The organism is Chitinophaga qingshengii, from assembly GCF_014529935.1.
Taxonomy (GTDB): domain Bacteria; phylum Bacteroidota; class Bacteroidia; order Chitinophagales; family Chitinophagaceae; genus Chitinophaga; species Chitinophaga qingshengii.
In genome coordinates, this window is record NZ_JACVFC010000001.1 from 3,061,854 (window position 1) to 3,085,520 (window position 23,667).

The 23,667-nt window shown below is 48.4% G+C and carries 20 protein-coding genes; 10 read left to right on the forward strand and 10 right to left on the reverse strand.

All coding sequences use genetic code 11. The annotated features are described in order from the left end of the window. Positions 1 to 49: 49 nt before the first annotated feature. From ICL07_RS11835 to ICL07_RS11855, 5 genes are all read left to right on the forward strand, one after another. A complete protein-coding gene (locus ICL07_RS11835; protein WP_188088104.1) occupies positions 50 to 1,327 on the forward strand; it encodes a serine hydroxymethyltransferase in 1,278 nt (425 codons plus the stop codon). Positions 1,328 to 1,570: 243 nt separating this feature from the next. Then, complete coding sequence (locus ICL07_RS11840) at positions 1,571 to 2,404, forward strand: ABC transporter ATP-binding protein (protein WP_188088105.1); 834 nt, start codon at positions 1,571 to 1,573, stop codon at positions 2,402 to 2,404. Positions 2,405 to 2,412: 8 nt separating this feature from the next. Next, on the forward strand, positions 2,413 to 3,210 hold the full coding sequence (locus ICL07_RS11845; protein WP_188088106.1) for a hypothetical protein: 798 nt from the start codon (positions 2,413 to 2,415) through the stop codon (positions 3,208 to 3,210). A gap of 11 nt (positions 3,211 to 3,221) precedes the next feature. Further along, positions 3,222 to 3,593, forward strand: coding sequence for a GntR family transcriptional regulator (locus ICL07_RS11850; RefSeq protein ID WP_188088107.1), 372 nt, complete (start codon positions 3,222 to 3,224; stop codon positions 3,591 to 3,593). Between the two features lies 1 nt (position 3,594). Continuing rightward, positions 3,595 to 4,344 carry a hypothetical protein gene (locus tag ICL07_RS11855; protein WP_188088108.1) on the forward strand — a complete coding sequence of 250 codons (750 nt, stop codon included), beginning with the start codon at positions 3,595 to 3,597 and terminating at the stop codon, positions 4,342 to 4,344. A 172-nt stretch (positions 4,345 to 4,516) separates the two neighbouring features. On the opposite strand, the gene ICL07_RS11860 is transcribed toward ICL07_RS11855, so the two are convergent. The 10 genes from ICL07_RS11860 to ICL07_RS11905 form a co-directional block, all read right to left on the reverse strand. Then, positions 4,517 to 5,692 carry a M20 metallopeptidase family protein gene (locus ICL07_RS11860; RefSeq protein WP_188088109.1) on the reverse strand — a complete coding sequence of 392 codons (1,176 nt, stop codon included), beginning with the start codon at positions 5,690 to 5,692 and terminating at the stop codon, positions 4,517 to 4,519. Then, positions 5,676 to 6,116 (reverse strand): SPOR domain-containing protein, encoded by a 441-nt coding sequence (locus ICL07_RS11865; RefSeq protein WP_188088110.1) that lies wholly within the window; start codon positions 6,114 to 6,116, stop codon positions 5,676 to 5,678. The genes ICL07_RS11860 and ICL07_RS11865 overlap by 17 nt, the downstream gene beginning before the upstream one ends. Positions 6,117 to 6,136: 20 nt before the next feature. Further along, positions 6,137 to 6,814 carry a deoxyribose-phosphate aldolase gene (gene deoC, locus ICL07_RS11870; RefSeq protein WP_188088111.1) on the reverse strand — a complete coding sequence of 226 codons (678 nt, stop codon included), beginning with the start codon at positions 6,812 to 6,814 and terminating at the stop codon, positions 6,137 to 6,139. Positions 6,815 to 6,947: 133 nt separating this feature from the next. Continuing rightward, complete coding sequence (secA, locus tag ICL07_RS11875) at positions 6,948 to 10,271, reverse strand: preprotein translocase subunit SecA (RefSeq protein ID WP_188088112.1); 3,324 nt, start codon at positions 10,269 to 10,271, stop codon at positions 6,948 to 6,950. A 340-nt stretch (positions 10,272 to 10,611) separates the two neighbouring features. Beyond that, positions 10,612 to 12,120 carry a PKD-like family lipoprotein gene (locus ICL07_RS11880; protein ID WP_188088113.1) on the reverse strand — a complete coding sequence of 503 codons (1,509 nt, stop codon included), beginning with the start codon at positions 12,118 to 12,120 and terminating at the stop codon, positions 10,612 to 10,614. Positions 12,121 to 12,131: 11 nt separating this feature from the next. Beyond that, on the reverse strand, positions 12,132 to 12,899 hold the full coding sequence (locus tag ICL07_RS11885) for a DUF4843 domain-containing protein (RefSeq protein WP_188088114.1): 768 nt from the start codon (positions 12,897 to 12,899) through the stop codon (positions 12,132 to 12,134). A gap of 15 nt (positions 12,900 to 12,914) precedes the next feature. Continuing rightward, positions 12,915 to 14,345 (reverse strand): RagB/SusD family nutrient uptake outer membrane protein, encoded by a 1,431-nt coding sequence (locus ICL07_RS11890; RefSeq protein ID WP_188088115.1) that lies wholly within the window; start codon positions 14,343 to 14,345, stop codon positions 12,915 to 12,917. Positions 14,346 to 14,365: 20 nt separating this feature from the next. After that, positions 14,366 to 17,761, reverse strand: coding sequence for a SusC/RagA family TonB-linked outer membrane protein (locus ICL07_RS11895; protein WP_188088116.1), 3,396 nt, complete (start codon positions 17,759 to 17,761; stop codon positions 14,366 to 14,368). A 60-nt stretch (positions 17,762 to 17,821) separates the two neighbouring features. Beyond that, positions 17,822 to 18,814 (reverse strand): FecR family protein, encoded by a 993-nt coding sequence (locus tag ICL07_RS11900; RefSeq protein ID WP_188088117.1) that lies wholly within the window; start codon positions 18,812 to 18,814, stop codon positions 17,822 to 17,824. 89 nt (positions 18,815 to 18,903) lie between these two features. Then, complete coding sequence (locus ICL07_RS11905) at positions 18,904 to 19,503, reverse strand: RNA polymerase sigma-70 factor (RefSeq protein WP_188088118.1); 600 nt, start codon at positions 19,501 to 19,503, stop codon at positions 18,904 to 18,906. A 175-nt stretch (positions 19,504 to 19,678) separates the two neighbouring features. Here ICL07_RS11905 and ICL07_RS11910 point away from each other — a divergent pair, with 175 nt between their 5' ends. The 5 genes from ICL07_RS11910 (at position 19,679) to ICL07_RS11930 (ending at position 23,596) form a co-directional block, all read left to right on the forward strand. Further along, positions 19,679 to 19,831: a hypothetical protein gene (locus ICL07_RS11910; RefSeq protein WP_188088119.1), complete on the forward strand. Its 153-nt coding sequence runs from the start codon at positions 19,679 to 19,681 to the stop codon at positions 19,829 to 19,831. A 150-nt stretch (positions 19,832 to 19,981) separates the two neighbouring features. Continuing rightward, positions 19,982 to 21,145, forward strand: a complete 1,164-nt coding sequence (locus ICL07_RS11915) for a Gfo/Idh/MocA family protein (RefSeq protein ID WP_188088120.1) — start codon at positions 19,982 to 19,984, stop codon at positions 21,143 to 21,145. 27 nt (positions 21,146 to 21,172) lie between these two features. After that, on the forward strand, positions 21,173 to 22,228 hold the full coding sequence (locus ICL07_RS11920; protein ID WP_188088121.1) for a sugar phosphate isomerase/epimerase family protein: 1,056 nt from the start codon (positions 21,173 to 21,175) through the stop codon (positions 22,226 to 22,228). Between the two features lie 203 nt (positions 22,229 to 22,431). Then, entirely contained in the window at positions 22,432 to 22,842 is a 411-nt protein-coding gene (locus ICL07_RS11925) for a c-type cytochrome (protein WP_188088122.1), read from the forward strand. A gap of 31 nt (positions 22,843 to 22,873) precedes the next feature. Further along, positions 22,874 to 23,596 (forward strand): 3-keto-disaccharide hydrolase, encoded by a 723-nt coding sequence (locus ICL07_RS11930; protein WP_188088123.1) that lies wholly within the window; start codon positions 22,874 to 22,876, stop codon positions 23,594 to 23,596. Positions 23,597 to 23,667: the final 71 nt, after the last annotated feature.

Consider the following 23,667-nt stretch of genomic DNA (forward strand, 5'->3'; position numbering starts at 1 on the left):
TGCATTTGATCAGGAGTTATTTTAAATTTGCACCAAATTTTAAGGCATCATGCAAAGAGACCAGCAAATATTTGATATTATCCGCCAGGAATTGGAGCGTCAGCGCCATGGCATTGAATTGATCGCATCTGAAAACTTTACCAGCTTGCAGGTAATGCAGGCCATGGGTAATGTGATGACGAATAAATATGCCGAAGGCTACCCTGGCAAAAGATACTACGCAGGCTGCGAAATCGTGGACCAGAGCGAGCAACTGGCTATTGACAGGGCTAAACAAATATTTGGTGCGGCTTATGCCAACGTACAACCACACTCCGGCGCACAGGCCAATGCTGCTGTTATGCTGGCTATCCTGCAACCCGGTGATAAAATCCTTGGCCTGGACCTGAGCATGGGCGGCCACCTCACCCACGGTTCCGCTGTAAACTACTCCGGTAAACTGTATGAACCTCATTTCTACGGTGTTAACAGAGAAACCGGCCTCGTAGAATACGATAAAATGGAAGAAATCGCCAACCGCGAAAAACCCAAACTGATTGTTTGTGGCGCTTCCGCTTACAGCCGCGACTGGGATTATAAACGTATCCGCGAAATCGCTGACCAGGTAGGCGCTTTCGTACTGGCTGATATTGCACACCCCGCCGGCCTCATCGCCAAAGGACTGCTCAATTCACCATTTGAACATTGCCATTTCGTTACCACTACTACCCATAAAACACTGCGTGGTCCCCGCGGCGGTATGATCATGATGGGTAAAGATTTCGAAAATCCGTTTGGCCTGAAAACACCAAAAGGTGAAATCCGCCTCATGAGCTCCCTCATTGATACCGCTGTATTCCCTGGTATCCAGGGCGGTCCGCTCGAACACGTGATCGCAGCCAAAGCAGTGTCCTTCTTCGAGATCCTGTCTGACGAATACGATGTATACGCCAAACAAATGCTGAAAAACTCACAGTCTATGGCGAAAAGCTTCGTTAACAGAGGTTATCAGATCATCAGCGGCGGTACAGACAACCACCTCATGCTGATTGACCTGCGCAACAAAAACATCTCCGGTAAAAAAGCAGAACAAACACTGGTAAAAGCAGAAATCACCGCCAATAAAAACATGGTGCCTTTTGATGATAAATCTGCCTTCATCACTTCCGGTATCCGTGTAGGTGTTCCTGCCATCACCACCCGTGGCCTGAAAGAAGGTCATATGGAGCAAATCGTTGACTGGATCGATCAACTGCTCATGGATGCGGATAACGACGCCCTGATCGCTAAAATCAAAGGCGAAGTGCATGGTTTCATGCAGCAGTTCCCACTGTATCCTGAAATGTAGTCTCACGCAAAGGCGCAAAGCAGCAAAGACGCAAAGATTATATAAGCGAATATAAGAAAGCAAAGGAGCGAAGATCAACTATTGGTCTTCGCTCCTTTGCTTTCTTAATAACCCTAATAAAAATCTTTGCGCCTTTGCTGCTTTGCGCCTTTGCGAGAACCCTCCGCAAATTTTTTTTTGTTTTATTCCCGGAATTTGTACTTTTATAGTGTACTAGGTAAGTAGTACACTAAAACACATTCCATGATTAACATCCAATCCCTGAAATTCAGCTACCGCCAAAACAGGCCCCTGTTCGAGGATCTCAGTCTCCATCTGGAAGCCGGCCATATATATGGCCTCCTCGGTAAAAATGGCGCCGGTAAGTCCACCCTGCTCAAACAGATAGCCGGACTGCTGTTCCCCGACGGGGGGTCCTGTGAGGTAATGGGTTATAAAGCCTCCCGAAGACAGCCGGCCTTCCTCCGGGAAATATTCCTGGTACCGGAAGAATTCTACCTGCCCAAGGTGAGCATTCGTCATTATGTAATTGCCAATGCTCCTTTTTATCCACGTTTCGATGAGCAGGCCTTTTACAGCTACCTGAAAGAATTTGCCATCCCGCAGAACCAACAGCTGACTAACATGTCTTATGGTCAGAAGAAAAAAGTAATCATCAGTTTCGCCCTGGCCACCAACACCAAAGTACTGATCATGGACGAGCCTACCAACGGCCTCGATATCCCCTCCAAGAGCCAGTTCCGTAAAGTGATGGCCGCTGCTGTTACAGACGATAAGTGTATGGTTATCTCCACCCACCAGGTAAGGGATCTCGATAACCTCATCGATAGCATCGTCATCATCGACGATCACAAAATCATTTTTAACCAGGACGTAGGCACGGTAACGGATAAACTGAGTTTTAAAATGCTGGCCCAGCTGGACGACCGCATGCCGGTATTGTATGCAGACAGCAGCCTGCGCGGGCATGCCGTTATCCTGAAAAATGAAGGCACAGAACAAAGCAAAATAGACATGGAATTGTTGTTCAACGCCATCCTCTCCAACCGCCAACCCATTCAAGAACTTTTTAACTGATCAAACACATGCAACCTAATAACGTCCTGGATTTCCCCCGCCTGGGCTATTATTTCCGCCATCATCTGCTGGCATCCTGGAAAACATACCTGCTGGGTATTCTGTCTATCTTTGGCTTGCTGATGGCTATCCCCACGCTGATGCTGGTGACCGACAACGCCCCCCATCAACTCGACGATGTGATCGGCTTCTATTATTTTGGTCTTTTTTTCGGCGGGCTTTTATTTACCAGCATGGCTTTCAGCGATTTCTCCGCCAAAGAAAAAGGTATTCATTTTATGATGCTGCCAGCTTCGCAGTTTGAAAAATTTATTACTGTTTTCCTGATCACCACCATTGGTTACCTGGTAGTATTTCACCTCGCCGCCTATGCTGCACTGGTGTTCATGCAACAGACCTGCATCATACGGAACGGGACCCCGTTAGAAATGAACTGGCAGTTCGCCGAGGGAGGCACCATCTATATTTATTTCGCTTATATATTTCTGCATGCCGTATTTATGCTGGGCGCCGTATCCTTTTCACGCCTGGCTTTCATTAAAACGCTGGTCACCCTGCTGCTCTGCCTGTTGGGATTATACCTGCTGAATACCCTCTTTGTATGGATACTGTTTGGCAGCGCTACCGACCAGCCTTTTCAAAACCTGCCCTTTGCCCTGGTAGGCACCCGTGGCGGTAAGTTTGGTACCGATGTGTATGTTATTTCAGAAAAGATGATATATGGCTATGCCTTCATTGCCAAATATCTGCTGGCGCCCTGTATCTGGACCATTGCCTATTTCCGGTTAAAAGACAAGGAAATCTAAAACTTTGCGAGATGGAATTCAAAGACTCACAAGCCATATACCTGCAGATAGCAGATTACATATGTGAACAAGTGCTGTTGAACAAATGGCAGCCGGAAGAGCGTATCCCATCCGTCAGGGAACTGGCCGTTCAGCTGGAAGTCAACCCTAACACCGTTATGCGCACCTGTGAACTGCTGCAACAACAGGAAATCATCTACAATAAAAGAGGTATCGGTTATTTTATCAGTAACGATGCTGTGAAAAAAATCAGGCAGTTTAAAAAAGATTCGTTTATCACCAACGAACTACCCAGCCTGTTCCGCAGCATGTACCTGCTTGAAATTGATATAGATGAACTGAAACCGTATTACGAAAAATTCAAAAAATCTAATTTCAAATAACATGAAAACCAGCAAAAAACTATTCTTCGGCTTCCTGGGTCTGCTCGTGTTATGGATGCTGGGCACCGATATTGTGCTGCGTGCCAATTACAGCAAAGGCATTACCAACTCCAATATGGGAGGCCATAAAACAGTTCCGCTTGTCACCATGACACTGCAACCGTTCCAGGTTATCAAAATAGCGTCTGTCAGCGGCAAACCTATTAACGATACGTTGTTTGAAACACGCGTAGAGCAAATAGGCACACCCCGTAACGGCGCTACCAACAAGACTGAAATCCGCAGTACATGGGCCACCGGCGGCATCAATTTCAAACCCGGTAATCAATACACGCTCGTCAAATCAACGGACGATAGTATATTGATCAGTTACACTGCCGATACCCTGGTACTCACGCTGATCAAATCCGGTAAGCTGGATCTGCAGGCGCCTGCCCTTAAAGCCATTATCGCACCATCTGCCCACCTGTGGATCAACGATATAAAGGCTCCTTCGCTGACCGTTGTTACCGGCCCGTATGTAGAAACCCATTTCAACAAAACACAAATTGGCACCTTTTCTTTCGCCGGTGGTCAACAAAATTCGCTCTACATCGAGGATTCAAAAATGGATAGTGTGAACATCACGCTGGGTAAAGAGAGCAGCCTGAACTTTAATGGCGACTATCAACGCGGAAGTATACAGGTAGACAGTCTCCGGGAAATCCATCTTTCCGACAAAGTACTGCAAAAAATAAAATCCATCAGATAACTAACGTTAAAGATTATACGTTTTTACGACTTTACAGTTTCATACTCCGGGGAAGATTTTCCACTCATCCTCTTTTGTCATCACTATAGCTCAGGACTTTCGTCCCGGGTATTAAAATAAAAAACGTCCTGATATTCATCAGGACGTTCTTGTATGTAGTCATAAAACAACATCAGAATTGTGTGGCCAGGTAAGCCATGGTACCCATGCCTATTTCAATGGCTCTTTCGTCTACATCGAAGGTAGGCGTATGTACACCGGAGGTAATACCTCTTTCCTTATTGCCAGTTCCCAGGCGGAAAAAGCAGGCCGGTACAATCTGCGAATAGAAAGCAAAATCTTCTGCTCCCATGCGCAGTTCAGTATCTTCCACATGCTCCTTGCCGAGGAAATCCTCCGCCAGGTGCCGTGCCTTGGCCGTTACCGCTTCATTGTTGTACAACGTAGGATAACCCACCAATATATCTATTTCAATTTCCGCACCTGTCGCTTCCGCAATACCGGCCGCCTGTTTACGGATCAGGTCATGCGCTTTAAAACGCCAGGTTTCGTCCATCGCCCGGAAAGTTCCCATCAGTTTCACTTCGCTGGGGATCACATTGGTGGTGAAGCCGCCGTTGAAAGCGCAGATAGACAATACAGAAGGTGAAAACGGATTGTTGTTGCGGGAAATCACCTGTTGCAGGCTCACTACCAGCTGAGAAGCCACCAGGATGGTATCTACCGTCAGGTGTGGCTGCGCGGCGTGCCCGCCTTTACTTTTAATAGTGACATAGATTTCATCTGCACTGGCCATATACTTGCCGGCACAGAATCCCAGCTGACCGGTTTCCATGGAAGGATGCACATGCAGTCCCAGGATCGCGTCCGGGCGTGGGTTTTCCAGCGCGCCTTCTTCAATCATGATACTGGCTCCGCCGGGATGTTTCTCTTCCCCGGGCTGAAATAGTATTTTAACAGTGCCTTCCAGTTCTTCTTTCAGCTCATGCAATATTTTGGTAGCGCCCAGTACCACGGTAGTGTGTACATCGTGGCCGCAGGCGTGCATAATGCCGTTATTCAAAGATTTGTACGACACATCGTTGGCCTCGGTGATCGGCAGCGCATCCATGTCTGCCCGGAGTGCGATAGTTTTGGAAGCAGGATTTTTGCCTTCAATAAGGGCAATAATACCGGTGCCGGCGATGCCGGCTTTATAAGGCACGCCAAATTTATCCAGTTGCTGCTGAATAAATTCGGAGGTTTTATGTTCCTGAAAAGATAATTCGGGATGGGAGTGAATATGACGCCTGATATCTATAAACGCAGGTGCATAGGCTTTTGCCAGCTCTTTAATACGGTTCTTCATTCGACAGTTCTTTATCCGGTGACACGTTGATGATGGCTGGAACGACAAATACGCCGCCAGAGAAGAGGTTGGACAGCTTGTCGCGCAACTCGCTGGCTTCTTCGCGGGTTTTGAAATCGCCTACGCGCACTTTAAAATAGGGGGCCTGGTAATCCAGGTAAGTCCGGTAATCGTTGTACAACTGCATAACCCGGGCTTTAGCTTCATTGGCATCGCCGCGTTTGTTGGTGGAGATCACCTGTACCCGGAAACCGGACTGGTTGCGGATAGCGAGGGTGTTGATGTAGATCTGTTTTTTGATCAGCACGTCCAACCGGCTGTCTTTGATCACCTTTACCGAACCATTACCGGACATCGTGTAATCCTGTCCCATGGCCCAGCTACTTCCCAACAGGCAGCAAACCAGGATGAATAGTTTTTGCATGAATACTGTATAATTAAAAATTAATAATCTGCATGAGCCGTGTCCTCACCGCCTTCCTTCATAATATTAACGCTGGCGCTGGCCCCTATGCGGGTGGCGCCGGCATCTATCAGCTCCTTCGCAAAGGCAAAGGTACGAATACCGCCGGATGCTTTGATCTGGATATTATCGGGCAGGTTGGCTCTCATCAGTTTCACGGCTTCTACGGTAGCGCCCTTTTCTGCATATCCGGTGGAAGTTTTCATAAAATCAACCCCGTATTTGCTGTAGAGCTGGCAACATTTGACGATCTCTTCTTCCAATAATATGCCACTTTCAATGATCACCTTGATCACTTTTTTCTTCTCCCGAACGATATACATCAGGTTGGCGATCTCTTTTTCCAGGTATTCCCAATCGTTGTTTTTAAGTGCAGAGATATTGATCACCATATCCAGCTCGTCGGCGCCATCTACAATAGCCAGTACCGCTTCAGCTACCTTGGCTTCAATAGCGGAATAACCGAAGGGGAATCCGATCACGGTGGCCACTTTGGTATTGGTAGCGCCCAGGAACTGTTTGGCTACTTTCACATAAGGAGGGGGCACACAGGCTGCCGCAAAATCGTATTCCACACATTCCATGCACAGCTTTTTTATATCCTCAAGCGTAGTGGCAGGCTTTAAAATCGTATGGTCAATGTATCTGTTTATCTTCATGAGATTTGCATAAAGTCGAAGCCAAAAATAAACAATTACCAGTTGAGAACCGGCAAAAATAAAGCGGATTACGTATTTCACATTAAAGAATGCTACATCCGTAATCCGCTTCGATATGTTGTAAAATCAACTATTACAGGTCTTTACCGTGGCAGTTTTTGAATTTCTTGCCACTACCGCAGGGGCAGAGATCATTGCGGCCCACTTTCGGGCCTACTCTTACCGGCTCCTGTTTTTCTTCCGGTATTTCATATTCAGGAGCAGCCTGATGACCGTTGTGCTGTTCCACGATATCTTCATGAGAAGCGCGCATACGGCTCATATCAGTCTTCTCTTCATAACCTTCGCGGATCTGCTCTTCCTGGGGAGCGCCGTCCTGGTCCTGGCTGCCGGGGATACCGCACTTGCACAGGAAGGAAACGATATCACGGCTGGTTTCACCATCCATCTGTTTAAACAGTTTGAAGGCTTCCAGTTTATAGATCAGCAACGGATCTTTTTGTTCGTACACGGCGCCCTGAACAGATTGTTTCAGTTCGTCCATGGCACGCAGGTGTTCTTTCCAGGCTTCATCGATGAGTGCCAGGGTGATGCTGCGTTCCAGCGCATTCACCGTTTCATGGCCTTTGGTTTCTACGATCTTTTTCAGGTTGGCCAGTACATTGATACCTTTTTTACCATCCGTAAACGGAATGGAGATATTTTCGATCTGGTGTCCTTGTTCCTGGTAGATACGTTCTATCACCGGCAGGGTGTTGTCGGTAATGAGTTTTACTTTGGCCTGGTACCCTTCGGTGGCCTGGTGGTACAGTCTGGAGGCCAGTGTAGGCACATCTGTACGGGCCAGTTCATCCTGGGATACGTTAGGCTCCATACCGAAGTTGAGGATGGAATCCATCTCAAATGCTTCGTAGTCGCCGGTTTCTTTGTGAGAAACCACCATATTTTCCGCTACGTCGAAGAAGGCGTTGTCGATATCGATCGCCAGGCGTTCGCCGAACAGGGCGTGGTTACGTTTAGCGTAGATAACGGTACGCTGTTTATTCATTACGTCATCGTATTCGAGCAGGCGTTTACGAATGCCGAAGTTGTTTTCTTCCACTTTTTTCTGGGCTCTTTCGATGGAACGGGTGATCATGCTATGCTGAATCACTTCACCTTCTTTGTAACCCATACGGTCCATCAGGCCAGCGATACGGTCGGAACCGAACATACGCATCAGGTCATCTTCCAGGGATACGAAGAACTGGGAAGAACCCGGATCACCCTGACGACCGGCACGGCCACGCAGCTGTCTGTCCACACGGCGGCTTTCATGTCTTTCCGTACCGATGATAGCCAGACCACCCGCATCTTTTACGCCGGGGCCCAGTTTAATGTCGGTACCACGACCGGCCATGTTGGTAGCGATGGTAACTGCGCCGGCCAGACCTGCTTCTGCTACGATCTGTGCTTCACGGGCGTGCTGTTTCGCGTTCAATACGTTATGCGGCACTTTCTCGAAAGTCAGCATTTTGCTCAGCAGCTCGGATACTTCTACGGAGGTAGTACCTACCAGTACCGGGCGGCCTTTCGACTGCATTTGCTTGATTTCTTCGATAACAGCCTTATACTTATCTCTTTTGGTTTTGTATACCAGGTCTTCCGCGTCACCACGGGAGATAGGCAGGTTGGTGGGGATGGTTACCACATCCAGTTTGTAGATTTCCCAGAACTCGCCCGCCTCTGTAGAAGCCGTACCGGTCATACCGGCCAGCTTGTGATACATACGGAAATAGTTCTGCAGGGTGATGGTAGCGAAGGTTTGGGTGGCGGCTTCCACTTTCACGTTTTCCTTGGCTTCAATCGCCTGGTGCAGACCGTCGGAGTAACGGCGGCCATCCAGGATACGGCCGGTTTGTTCGTCTACGATCTTCACTTTACCCTCCATTACCACATATTCCACGTCTTTATCGAACAGGGTATATGCTTTCAGCAGTTGTTGCACGGAGTGGATACGGTCTGACTTCTGGGCGTAGTCCTGCAGCATGGCTTCCTTGCGCTGCAGTTTTTCTTCCGGCGTTACTGCCATTTTTTCAATTTCCGCCAGTTCGGACCCTACATCCGGCATCACGAAGAAGTTAGGATCTTCGCCGCCTTGTGTGATCAGGCCGATACCTTTTTCAGTCAGGTCAACGCTGTTTTGTTTTTCTTCTATCGCGAAGAACAGGCCTTCGTCTACTTTTGGCATTTCGCGTTGCTGGTCTGCCAGGTAGTAGTTTTCAGCTTTCTGTAATAATACTTTGATACCGGGTTCGCTGAGGTATTTGATCAGCGCACTGCTTTTCGGTAAGCCTCTCCAGGCGCGCATCAGGGCCAGACCTCCGGTTTTCGGGTCGTCTTTACCTTCAGCAATCAGTTTTTTAGCTTCCTGGAGGTACTGGGTTACCGCTTTTTTCTGCATGTCTACCAGGTACTGGATGCGGGGTTTCAGGGCGTGGAACTCCTGTTCCTCACCGCGGGGAATAGGACCGGAGATGATGAGCGGAGTACGCGCATCGTCAATCAGTACGCTATCCACCTCATCCACCATGGCGAAGTGGTGTTTGCGTTGCACCATTTCATCCGGGCTGTGTACCATGTTATCACGGAGGTAGTCGAAACCGAATTCGTTGTTGGTACCGTAGGTGATATCTGCCAGGTAGGCATTACGGCGGTCCGGTGTATTGGGTTGGTGTTTATCGATACAGTCTACGGTGATGTCGAGGAATTCAAACAGGGGGCCGTTCCATTCGGAGTCACGGCGTGCCAGGTAGTCGTTCACGGTTACAATGTGCACCCCCTGGCCTGCGAGGGCGTTGAGGTAGGCGGGGAGGGTAGATACCAGTGTTTTACCTTCACCGGTGGCCATTTCAGCGATTTTACCCTGGTGCAGTACTGTACCACCAATCAGCTGTACATCGTAATGTACCATGTTCCAGGTCACTTCAGTGCCGGCGGCTTTCCAGGTATTTTTCCAGGTAGCCTTGTCACCGTCGATGGTTACATAATCATTTCTCACAGCCAGCTGGCGGTCCAGGTTGGTCGCAGTAACCGTGAGGGTAGGATTGGTGGAAAAACGGCGGGCCGTTTCTTTTACCACGGCAAAAGCTTCTGGCAGAATGGCTTTGAGCACCACTTCCAGTTGTTTGTCGCGGTCTTTTTTCAGGATATCTATTTCCTGGTAAATGGCATCTTTTTCAGTTATATCAACTACGGCTTCAGCCGCTTCTTTTTTTTCTGCTATTTCTTTGTCGATGGCCGCCAGATGGGCGCTGATGCGTTCGCGGAATTCCTGGGTTTTATGACGCAGATCGTCGATAGGCAGGGATTGCAGCTTTCCGTACTCTTCATTGATCTGCTGCACTATTGGAGTGACAGATTTGATATCTCTGTCTGATTTATTTCCTCCAAAAAGTTTTGTTAAAAAACCTAACATGTTAAATGTTTAATTACGAATTACAATTAGTTTCTACCATCTCCCCGCCCCCGCTGAAGCTATGTCAGTTGGTTTTTTCCTTTCAACCAGCCTGTGGCACGGAAGCTGCGGGCGGAGTGTTGGATAGACGGAGAGTATCAGTTACTCAAATATTATGCTTGGCAAGCAGAACTGTCAAGCTGTCAGTTTTGTTGTAGCCGCTTGGTCAAGAGGGGTAAAATTAGGAATAAATTCGGGGAAATGAAGGGTTTTAAACGGGAATTCCGGGGATAAATTGAGAATAACGGACTTACAGGGAGTATATAGGGAAACTCCCTGCAAATCCGTCACATAAAGGGTTTTATCTTTCGCGATAGACCAGGTCCACAATTTTGCCCAGGCCGGTATGAATGGCGGTAAGCTGCATTTGTTCGTTTCTGGCAGGGATGCTGTAAATACGGATAGTACCATTTTCTGTATCCGGTTTAGCCGGATCATAGCTACCCACTATCAGGGAGTTGGACAGGTTAATGTAAAAATCTTTCCCATAGGAACTGAACAACGGGCATTTTAACACACTTATTTTTTCTCCGCCCAAATCAGCCATCAGGAAAGCTTTTTTGACAAAAGGGTCATATTCGTATATACGGCCACCAGCGGCATACAGCACGTAACCCAGCTGGTTACTGACAGCGAAGACCGTCGCCTTATCCAGTTCCGGCGCATTGATCATTTCCATGCTGAAAACCTGTTTGATACCACTGGCGATATTGATAACATAGGTGTAAAACTTGCCGGCTTTATCTTTCAGAATAGCATAAACATCTCCCGTGTTATAGTTGGTATAGGACATGTATACCATATCTTTCCCGGTATTATAGGAAAATGCGGTGCCCTCTACCAGGCTGCTGCAATTGGTACCAAACATCGGGTCATGAGCCACAAACCGCTGTTTGTCCTGGTCGTACAACAGTGCTGAATAATAACCGCAAGCCACAAAAGGCGCTGCTTTAAACGGCGTTTTTTCTTCATTGACATAATTGATCGGCGTGCCAAAAGCCGAAGCGCCCATTGTCATATTCCGGTGAAAGACGCGGTTATCCGCTATAATATAATCCACGCCGGTGGCAGGTTGCTGATTGTGAAAATAATCCGGTTTAAAATCTGTGCCTACCGGCGCCATTATTTCATACCGGATATTGTAGGTGTTTTTCCAGGTAAAACTTTCCCCGTCAATTCGCTCCAGTCCTTCGCCGGAAAGGAGATATAACTGGTTGTTATTACCCGAACGATAGGCAAATGTCAGCCGTTTCGGTTGATGACGCACGGGCATCCCGGCGTTGGTGAAAGCCAGTACGTCCTTGATCAGCCGGTCTTCATTTCCCAGGCGGCTCACCATATCCAGGCGGGTTTCACCCTTTACATCGCAAAGCGCCACCCAGCCCTGGTAAACAGCCGACTGCACGACGAGTTTAAAGCGCTTAAACCATTCTACACCGGTCTGTTTATCTTTTACGCCATAATAACAATCATATGGCGCCGGTCTTAACTTCAGGGGCAGCGCCAGATTCCGGCTCTTTCCGATCACCACCAGCGGGTCTTCCTGGGGCAGGCGGGCAGTGTTTACTACCGCTGCCTCCCAACGATAAGTGTAACGGCTGGTGTCAACACTTTCCTCCGTGGCAAACAACTGCGGCGTTATACGAAGCGTATCCCCGTACAACACTGCATATTCGTTATTGATGTTGGTGATACTATCCACCTGGTTAATAGCATGATAGTCGTAGTTACCCTGGTCTTTATAGCAGGCGGTAAAACAAAGGCTCAGGAAAACCCCGCCCAATAACGTTTGAATATGTTTAGTTTTCATTCTATTCATTTTTACTGCATGTATTTACCTAATTTCATCAGTGTACCGTCATCTTCCTGTACAGGCGTACCGGCAGCTTCCATGTCTTTCAGGTATGTTTTCAGGTAGTTGGCATAGAACCTGGTTGCGCCGGGATCAGCACTCCCTATTTTGTTGTACAGGTCCTGTATGGATAACTCCAGCAGCTCGCCCATCAGCAACATTTTTTTGGAGGTAAATGGTCCGTAAAAATCCTCGTACCATCCCTTATCCGGTATATTCAGTTTATTATCTACAATAATCACATGCCTCAGCAGTGAGGTAAACCGGTTATTGTTTTTGTCTTTTACCAATAGCTGCAGGCGGGTTTGGAAGTCGTTGTTGGGCTCCAGTTGCAGGGTAATGGAAAAAGTGCGTTTAGACATGTCCTCCGTTTTGTGCATGACCACCGGGAGATAACAGCTAACACTGTCTGCCGGAACCGCCAGTTTAGCCGGCAGCTCAAAATGTTTGTGAAGTACGGCGGCATTGGCAGCGGTATCAACCACCCGGTAGCTCACGTTTCTTTCGCGGCCTGCAGGTTTTCCCAGCGCTGCGATTTTCAGATACATCGTAGTATCCGTTGTACGGGGCGTGTAGGCAAACGTAACGATCGTAGTATCGTAAGTAACATAATCCCTTACCACAGAAAAATAAATATCATCACTCGTGGTATAGGTGGGTATTTCCGCTTTGCGGCAGGATGCCATGAGTAGCAACATGGCTGCTGTTCCGGCGATATATCGAAGGTGGCTGATCATAACAAATAGATTAAACTAGTTTCTGAATCGGGATTCATCCAACGGAATAGGCAGTACATACTTTTCTTTACCCATCGTAATGGTTCCGCTACCGGTACCACCGGGAATACTGGCAGTAGCATTCCGTTTGTAATAGAAAAACATTTGTCCTTCTCCATAAAACTCCCGTTTGTAATCTTTGAGTAATTCTGCTGTAATGCCGGCAGTAGCCGGTGCATCGCCGATACCGCGGCCACGGCGTACAGCATTCAGGTATTCCAGGCCTGATGCCGGGTCGGGTGCACTTTCAGCAGCAATGAAATACATCTCCGACATACGGATCAACGGTATCAGGTTACGGAAACGGAGATTGGTATTCTCCACATCGGCATATTTGAAAAAACAGCGATAATTTTTAAGGTTGGAACCGGGCACCAGCCAGGTATTACCATAGCGGTAATCGTTGGTATTACTTTCAAACTCGCTGGTCAGGCGGCCCTGAACGGCCGTCAGAATTTCTGCATCGGACAGCGACGGGTCGAAATACGACTTGTATTTATTAATTCGTCTGCTATCCTGCAACGCAAACAGCAGTTCGGGAGCAAACACCCTGTCGGCATTACGGGCATCCTGCACAGCGCCCAGCTTCACGAAAGGCAATATAGCGCCGGCCCTCGTTATTACATCAGTAGCATTTTTCAACGCGCTGATTTTATCTCCCCGGTATAAACATACCCGCGCCTTCAATCCTTTAACGGCAAAATAGTTCAACCGGAGGTTACGAAAACTCCAGGCGATCCCTTCATCACTGGTTGCGTTCCCCAGGGTATAACCATCCTTTATCAGGTCATCGGTCAACAAAGCCTCTGCGGCATCGAGGTCAGCCAGCACTTTTCCGATGAAAACATTTCCTCTGAGATAATCCTCATAATTGGTGGTAAAGGAACTATAATAAGGCAGGCTGAGCGCTGTTGAATCCAGCTTGTAAACGGGGCCGAATAAACGAAACAGGTCAAAGTGGATCATCGCCCTTAACGCCAGTGCTTCCCCTTTTACCCATGCATAATGCTTGCCTGTAAACACTTCTTTTTTCTGGTCGATGACCGACAAAATTTTGTTGACATTGGCCACCATCTTATACATATTACCCCAGGTATTGCCGAAAAGCGTCTGTATTTCCGGATCGGGATATTGATAGGATGCGATTTTGTAATATTTATGGCCGCCGCCAACGTTATACCGCTGACCAAGAATTTCGACCATTTGCATGGTGACCTGTCCGCCATAAGTGGCGCTGTCCGTCATATTCAGGTACACGCCGTTCAGCGCGCTTAAAAAACCGGTTTCATTTTCCAGCAGAGTGGTTTCAATTACCTTGTCGCGGGGCTTTACATCCAGCCATTTTTTGCAGGAAGAACCGGTAACAGCCGCCAGTATTAATATGCCAAAGAGTATGCGCTTTTTCATTTTTTTCTTTCATTGGGTTATTAGAATCCGGCACTTACAGAGAAAGAGACCGTATTGGCAAATGGATAATCTATACCACGCTCCCGTTTGATGCTGGAAATGCGGAAGATATCGTTCATATAGGCATTCAATCGCAGATAGGACATACGCCAGCGTTTTATCACGCCATTGGTAAATTCATATCCCATGTTGATAGATTCGCCGGCCAACACATTCTCACGTTGCACAAAGCGGGAGGTCATGGGTGGAATAGCTGCCTGTAATGCACCCGGATTAACGACCAACTGAATGGCCCTGTATCTGGCGATGTCGCCCGGCTGTTTCCACCGATCATACAAAGCGCGGCGGTCCTGGTTCAGCAGGATTTCGTTGGAGTTAATATTCTCCACCTTGTCATAGAGTGCATTGTTAAATACATCGGCGCCCAAACGATACCGGAGATAAATACCCAGGGTAAAACCTTTGTAGCTGAAATTGGTACCGGCAATGCCTTCCAGCTTCGGACGGGAATCACCTACTACCACTTCGTCATCTGCATCATAATTAAATGTCAGGGAACCATCTTTTTTAATCAGTACTTCCTTTCCGGTACCGGGGTCAATACCTGCGGAACGCACCGCCCAGATAGCCGTAGGGCTACCGCCATCATAATAACGCTCCAGATTTTTGCTGCGGTTCTGTTTATTGAGGGCATCCAGCCTGTTGGCCATATTATCGAAGCGGGCATTTTCCCGCTTCGCGGAGAAGTTAATGCTCCAGTTGATCCGCTCCTGTGGTTTATACCAGGGCGAAACGCTGAACATAAAATTATAACCATTGCCTACCTGCTTGCCCAGATTGGTTAGATAGACGCTGGTACCCACCGAAGACGGCAGGTTGATCTGCGCTACCAGCGGATCGGTAATACGATTATACACATCAATATTCAACCTTAACCGGTTGTCCAGTAATATCACATCCGCTCCAATATTTTTGTCGAGCGTTTTCTGCCACAACAGGTTCGGATTGCCAAAGCCATCGATGATGGCCCCTATACCAAAATCGTTGACCGTATTGGTATTATAACGGTAAGTAGTAAACGATTGATAGGTAGAGAAGTTCTGGTTACCCGGCGTACCGATAGAACCTCTTAATTTCAGGAAATTAATCCAGCTTACTTCCTGTAGCATCGCCTCTTTATGCAGGTTCCAGGATAAACCTACAGACCAGGAAGTGGTGAAGAAATTATTGGAACCAAATACGGAAGAACCGTCCAGGCGATAGTTTACATCAGCCATATAGCGTCCATCCAACATATACCCGGCATTCAGATAGGCGCTGGTACTACGGGTGGTAGCTTCTATGGAAGAAGATTTACCTCCGGCCGGATAACCGGCGGCAAAGGCTGGTGAAGATATTCCCGGTGGTAAACCAATTACGCCGTAGCCATCACCGGTATTGCGGAACTGTTGAAGTTTCCAGCCTCCTACAGCATTGATCTGATGGCGCTCATTGATCAGTTTACCATAAATGGCAGTCAGTTCACCGTCATAGTTTAAAGTGGCAGTCCGGTTAGAAGTGAAACTCCCTCTTTCTGTGGGCACTTTTTTCGCAAACATAGTGTTACGGGCATCTGTAAAGATCTCCTGTTTGCTATCCTCTTTTGTAATGCCCAAACGGCCTCTTACCCGGAAATCGCGGTTCATTTCCCATTCCGCCATAAAGTTGTTGACAACGGAGAAATTGCGCGTCGCGTCAAAATTGCCCAGGGAAGCGTTCCACAACGGATTGGTGGTAGTGTCTGCACCTGTTGCCCCATTGACCCTTCTTTCGAGATAAGGTTGCAGATTGCCGTTTTCATCACGCTTGCGATAATAGGGGCTGGCTTGTGCAAACGCCTGAAAAGAGCCATAGGTCGATTCATTGGCGGTAAAGAAGTTGATAGAAAGGTTATTATTAAAGCTAAGCCTGTTTTTACGGTATACCAGCTTAATGTTGGCGCCACCGATATCACGGCCGGAGCCCTTCATCACACCGTTGATTTTTTTATAATTAAGGCCGGCGCTATAACGCATCTGGTTATCACCTCCTTCTATATAAAGGGAATGCCCGGTAGTGAATCCGGTGCGCAGTGGTTCGCTGAGCCAGTAGGTATTTACGCCCCTTTGTACTTCCGCCAACCGCTCGTTATACGCCTGATCAAGCTCTTTTTGTCTTACCTGGTCCGTAGTCCAACCCTGAAGCATGCTAAATCTCCCGGATACCCGTTCAAACTCCAGCTTTTCCGCCGCATCCATGAGGTTATAATCGTGCAGGTCGGGAATAGTTACGCTGTTATCGGTAGTATAGTATACCCGCAGTTCACCTGGTTTTGGTTTTTTGGTTTCAATAACGATTACCCCGTTGGCCGCTTTGGAACCGTAGATAGCAGTAGATGCCGCATCTTTCAGGATGGTCACGCTTTCCACGCGGTTGATGTCCAGGTCGATGATGGTACGCAGGTTGGTTTCAAAACCATCGAGGATAAACAGCGGTTGGTTAGGATCTGTACCAAATTGTTCTTTCAACCCGAGCACGCTGGTTTTGCCGCGTATCTCCAGGTTGGGCATCACGTTGGGGTTGGACCCCATCAGGTTATTTTCAAATACGGTAAAGGAAGGATCGAGGGAGCGAAGGCTCTGTACGATGTTCTGGTTACCGATTTGTTTCAGTTCTTTAGCGGTGTACGTAGAAGCAGAACCGGTGAAACTTTCTTTGGTACGTTCATAGATACCCGTTACCACCACCTCTTTGATCTTTGAAGCGTCTTCATCGAGCACAATGCTGGAAGCGCCGTTCACCGGCATTTCCACGGTTTTATAGCCTACGAAGCTAACCACCAGTATGTCTTTCGGACTAACTGCAATGTCAAATTTTCCGGCAGCATCCGTATGGGTACCGTGTGCTTTGCCTTTCACGCGGACGGTAACGCCGGGTATCTGTTGCATATTACCCTTGCTGTCGCGTAAGGATACCCTGCCGCGTACGCGGATGTTCTGTTCCTGTTGCTCCTGGCGGATAACAACAGCAGCGGACAAAGCTTTGCCGGGAGTGCTTTTCACAATTACCTGGTTGCCCACCACCGCATATTGCACACCATCATTAAAGAGATTGTGCAATACATTTTTCAGCACCACGCCGTTAGCCTGTATGCTCACGACCTGGGCTTTGTTGATCTGGCTGCCATCGTACACGAAGTTCAGATTGGTTTGTTTTTCGATCTCTGACAGTACTACAGCTATAGGTTGGTTGTTGGCTTTCACAGTTACTTTCCGGTTCAGCGGGAAGGTATCCTGTGCTCTTACCGGCCATGCCGACAGGAGAATAGCAGCCATGACCAGGGGGCGGGACATACGCATCCCGCAACGGGTAATACCCCGTAGATAATTTTTACTCATGGTTAAGGCGTTTTAGCTTTTAGCTAAAGCATTTTGGTTGGTAATAATGGTGTTGATGTGCTAGCGTCTTGCGGGCAAGTGCACATATATTGTGTCGTTCAGTTGTTCAAATTGATAATCATATAAAGCAGTCAGTGTTTGTAATATATCGGGTAATGTTTTGTTGTTGAAGTTGGCATTCAGCTTGCGTTCGCGGCTGATATTAGTATCCAGTACCATGGTTACCCCATAAGCGGCGGAGAGGGCCTCGCATACTGCCTGCAGGGAAGTATCGGAAAATTGCAGTTCCCGGGTGCGCCATGCCAGCTGGTTGTTACTGGCGGAGGTATCCACCTTTATTTCCCCGGTATTGATGTTGCAGGAAGCTCCCTGGCCCGCCTGCAGGCGGAGGGAATGTTGCTGATGTGCCACGGCGACGCTGCCGGACAGCACATACACCTGTATAGTAGTATTGATCGCCTTCACATTGAAGGAGGTACCCAGCACACGGATTTGTGCCGGGCCGCTCTTGACAGTAAAGGGATACGTAGGATTAGTGGCGATGTCAAAAAATGCTTCTCCCGCTATCAGCTCCACTTGCCGCTCTTTTCCTTTGAAAGCAACCGGGTATTTGACTGCTGCATGTTTGTTCAGGTACACTTTGGAACCGTCCGCCAGTAATACAGAATCCGGCTGGCCGGTGGTGGTTTTGGAGATCCACTGTATCCGTTGACGGGAATATTGCCACCAGCCGGCAGCGACGGCCATCAGCAATACAGCAGCAGCGGCCGGCCACCAGCGACGGCGACTGCCAGCCGGAAGCGGCGCCACCGGAATGGCAGCAGGAGTTTGGTCCAGCAGTTGCAGGAACCGTGCAGTAGCAGCCGCCGCATCTGCTTCTTCAAAAAAAGCAGCATGGGGCGCCTGTTCCCATAACAGGCTTACCTGCCGGTATAATTCGGCGTGACTGGCATCTTCCGCCAGCCAGGCAGTCAGCTGGGCCTGCAGTGCAGGGTCCTCCGGTGATTGCAGGCACGAGAGGATAAATGAATAATGATCGGTTGGTTTGGTCATCTTACGAAAAAGGACGCACTTTAAGCTGAGACAAACCAGCAAAAACCTACCCCCAAAAGAAATTTAAAAATTTTGAGATTTTGAGATCTTTAAATTGAGAAAAGCCACAGTACGAGCTTTAGCCTGTCTGAAGACAGCAATGGTTTTTCCGGACGGTCCAGTAATGCTGCTTTGAGTTGACGGAGAGCGATGGTCATCTGATTTTCCACCGTTTTGACTGACAGTTCCAATTCCCTTGCTATTTCTGCATTTTTAAGCCCCTGGTAGCGGCTTAATTTGAAGACGCGCCGGCACTGCTCCGGCAAACGCTCCACGGCATAGTGTATTCGTTCACGCAACTCCTGTTCTTCCAGGAAGGTGCAAAGATAGCTTTCTTCCTGCAAATGCCGGATAGCATCGTGATGATTTTCGAGCAGGCGATGACGTTGTAAATGATTGATACATTGGTTAATGACAGCCCTGTACAGGTAGCTTTTCAGCGCAGCAGCATGTTCCAGGGCAAACTCTTTCTCCCATAGACGGAGAAAAACGTCCTGGACCACCTCTTCGGCCTGCTCTCTTTCTCCCAGGTATTTCCGGGCGGTGGCGAACAATAAAGGGTAAAAATGCTCATATACCCGGGCAAACACCGCACGGTCTCTGGATTGCAAGCCCTGCAACACCTCTTCGCTGTATAACCCGCTAATCATATAAAAGTAAATGTCAGAAAGGCATAAGTGGGAGCTAAGATAACCTATTACAGGGCGAAAAGGAAATTTTCAAAAAAAATGCCGTTCCCGTACCCAAAAGATTAAAATATGCAAATACTTTTTATAAATTTAATGGCTTTTAAGCCGTTATTATTAATTTATAAATTTCCACGTTATGACGAACCAGATACAGCCGGTGAGCTGTTTGTCCGTGATTGTAATGTCAGGGCTCTCCTCCGGAGCGCTACCGTTTTCCACTCCGACCAGTGATAGCCGGGAATGCTTTGATGACCGCCATTACAACCGGTCATTCACGCTTCACTGCTAACATCAGATCCGGGAAACATGCATGCAGATTAAATGTTATGGACGGTACCGGAATATTGTCTGTTGCTGCTATCTTGCCTGTTAATCCGGCGCAGCCCAGGCACAAACGCGATTTGAAACTAAAACCAAGAACCTAAACAATATTTTGAAGATGAACCGTAAGTTAAGAATGGGGATGATCGGCGGTGGAAAAGATGCCTTTATTGGCGCTATTCACCGTATTGCCGCCAATATGGACGGCCTTATAGAGCTGGTAGCCGGTGCGCTCAGCATCAACAATGAAGTAGCCGTGGAATCCGGTAAAATGCTGTTCCTTGATCCGGAACGCACCTACCTCGACTTTAAAACCATGCTTCAGAAAGAAGCCGCCATGCCGGCCGATAAACGTCTCGATTTCGTGACGATCGTGACCCCTAACTTCGCTCACTTTGAACCCGCCATGATGGCGCTGGACCTGGGCTTTAACGTGGTGATCGAAAAACCGATCACCTTCTCCCTGGAGGAAGCCAAACAACTGCAGGCGAAGGTAGAAGCTACTGGTCTCACCCTGCTGCTCACCCACACCTACACCGGCTACCCTATGGTAAAACAGGCCCGCCAGATGGTGAAAGACGGCGCATTGGGCAAAATCCGCAAAGTATGGGTAGAATACCCCCAGGGCTGGCTCAGCAAACTGAGTGAGCGGGAAGGCAACGCCCAGGCTGCCTGGAGAACAGATCCTAAAAAATCCGGTAAAGCCGGCGCTATGGGCGATATCGGTACCCATGCCGCTAACCTGGCTGAATATATCAGCGGTGCTAAAATTGAAAAACTGTGCGCCGACCTGAATATCATGGTTCCAGGCCGCGCCCTGGACGACGATGGCGCTGTATTGCTCCGCTTCGACAATGGCGCTGCAGGCGTACTGATGGCCTCCCAGGTAGCTGCCGGCGAGGAAAACGCCCTGAAAATCCGCCTATACGGAGAAAAAGGCGGCCTCGAATGGGCACAACAAGAACCCAATACCCTGCTGGTAAAATGGCTCGACAAACCCACTGAAATTTATCGCGCTGGTGGTGGTTACACTTTCCAGTCCAGCTACATGACCCACAACACCCGTACTCCGGGCGGGCATCCGGAAGGATACCTGGAAGCATTCGGTAACCTGTACCGCAACTTCGCTCAAACCCTCTCCGCCAAAATTGACGGCGTACAGCCGTCACCGGAGTCGCTCGACTTCCCCAGTGTGGCAGACGGCGTACGGGGTATGGCGTTTATCGACAATGTGGTACGCTCTGCACAAAGCGACACCAAATGGACTAACTTCGACATTTAATATACCATCTCTAACAAGCACGATTATATGAAAACGATCAAAGGTCCTGGTATATTCCTGGCGCAATTCATGGGAGATGAAGCGCCTTTCAACAGTCTGAAAAGCATCTGCGAATGGGCTGCCTCCATCGGTTTCAAAGGCGTACAGATCCCCAGCTGGGACCCGCGCCTGATAGACCTGCAAAAGGCGGCAGAAAGTAAAACCTACGCAGACGAGATAAAAGGCATCGTGAACGCTGCCGGCCTGGAAATCACGGAACTGAGCACGCACCTGCAAGGGCAGCTGGTAGCCGTGAATCCTGCTTTCTCTGAGATGTTTGACGGCTTTGCACCCGCACAATACCACAACAATATACAGGCACGTACAGAATGGGCCGTTAACCAGCTGAAATACGCTGCCAAAGCCAGCCGCAACCTGGGCCTTAATGCACACGCCACTTTCAGCGGCGCGCTGCTCTGGGCCCCCGCCATGTACCCCTGGCCACAACGGCCGGCAGGGCTGGTGGAAGCCGGCTTTGCAGAACTGGCCAAACGGTGGCTGCCTATCCTCAACGAGTTCGACGCCAATGGAGTAGACCTCTGTTACGAAATACATCCGGGTGAGGACCTGCATGACGGCGCCAGCTACGAACGTTTCCTGGAAGCTACCGGCAACCATGCCCGGGCTTGCCTCCTGTACGATCCCAGCCACTTTGTGCTGCAATGCCTCAACTACCTGGAATATATCGATATTTACCACGAGCGAATAAAAGCCTTCCACGTAAAAGACGCGGAATTTAATCCTACCGGACGCTCCGGCGTATACGGCGGATTCCAGGCCTGGATAGACCGTCCCGGCAGGTTCCGTTCCCTCGGCGATGGACAGGTGGACTTTAAATCCGTATTCAGTAAACTCACCCAATACGATTTTGCCGGTTGGGCCGTTATGGAATGGGAATGCTGTATGAAACATCCGGAAGACGGTGCCCGTGAAGGTGCTCCGTTTATTAAAAACCACATCATCCGCGTCACCGAAAAAGCCTTCGACGACTTCGCCGGCGCCGCTACTGATGACGCGTTCAACAAACGGATCATCGGGATTTAGGGATTTACGGATTTTGGGATTTACGGATTTACGGATTTTGGGGATTGGGGGATTTAACCTGATGCACAGGTCAATATCAATAAGACAAGCTATCAGATGAATGTGCAAAACATATTCATCTACCGAAAAAAATAACACAGACGGTAAACATAAATAACAAACACCGGTCAAATCAATAAATAACAAAATAAAAAAATAACAAAATGAAAAAGAGGTATCTGGCACCGTTTGTAATGAGCGCGCTGTTTTTTGCAGCTTGCGGCGGAGGTGATAAAAAAGCAGAAACAACTGACAAAACCACCCACGAAAACAGTGCCGTAGACAATTCCATGGTATCTCCGGGTGCAGACAAACCGGCCAGCAAAGGAGAACAATTAATGGCGCAGAGCGATTGCAAAACCTGCCACAAAGAGGAAATAAAAGTGATTGGGCCCGCGCTGAAAGACATCGCAGGCAAATATCCCAACACTCCTGAAAACGTGGATAAACTGTCTGATAAAATCATCAAAGGCGGTTCCGGTAACTGGGGTGAAGTGGCCATGCTCCCGCATCCAAATATCTCTAAAGACGATGCAAAGGAAATGGTACAGTACATCCTGTCCATCGGAAAATAATGGCTTTTCCATCATCATTCAATCATAGTAAATGAAAAAAATCATCATCGGAGCCTTTATGCTCGGTGCTATCACCAGCGCCACTGCGGTAAAGGCCCAGAAAGTAAATAGCCTCTCTGCCAAAGAGAAAAAAGAAGGATGGCAGCTGCTGTTCGATGGTAAAACCACCACCGGATGGCATACCTACCTGAAAGATGCTGTCAGCCCCGCCTGGAAGGTGGTAGATGGCGCACTCGAGTTTGATGTAGACGCCAAAAAAGCCGGCGCTCCCGGCGGTGACATCGTTACCAACGGCGAATACGAAAACTACGAGCTGAGTATCGATTGGAAAATCTCCGAAGGCGGTAACAGCGGCATCATCTTCAGCGTACATGAAGATCCTGAATTCTCCGCTACTTATCTCACCGGTCCTGAAATGCAGGTGCTCGATGATGATAAACATCCCGACGGTAAAATCAATAAACACAATGCCGGCGACCTCTATGATCTGATCAAATCTTCCCAAAAAGCGGTTAAACCCGTGGGAGAATGGAATACCGCCAAAATTGTGAAAAAAGATGGTCATCTTACCCTCTGGCTCAACGGCGTAAAAACCGTGGAAACAACCATGGGTACCCCTGAATGGGATGCACTGGTAGCCAACAGTAAGTTTAAAGGCTGGAAAGGCTTCGGTAAATACGCCAAAGGCCATATAGCCCTCCAGGACCACGGCAACAAAGTATGGTACCGTAATATCAAAATAAAAGTGCTGTAATCTTTTCGAATACGATTTTTTCAGACAAAGACGTAAGGCAGCAAAGAAAAAATTACTTTTTCCCTGTCATG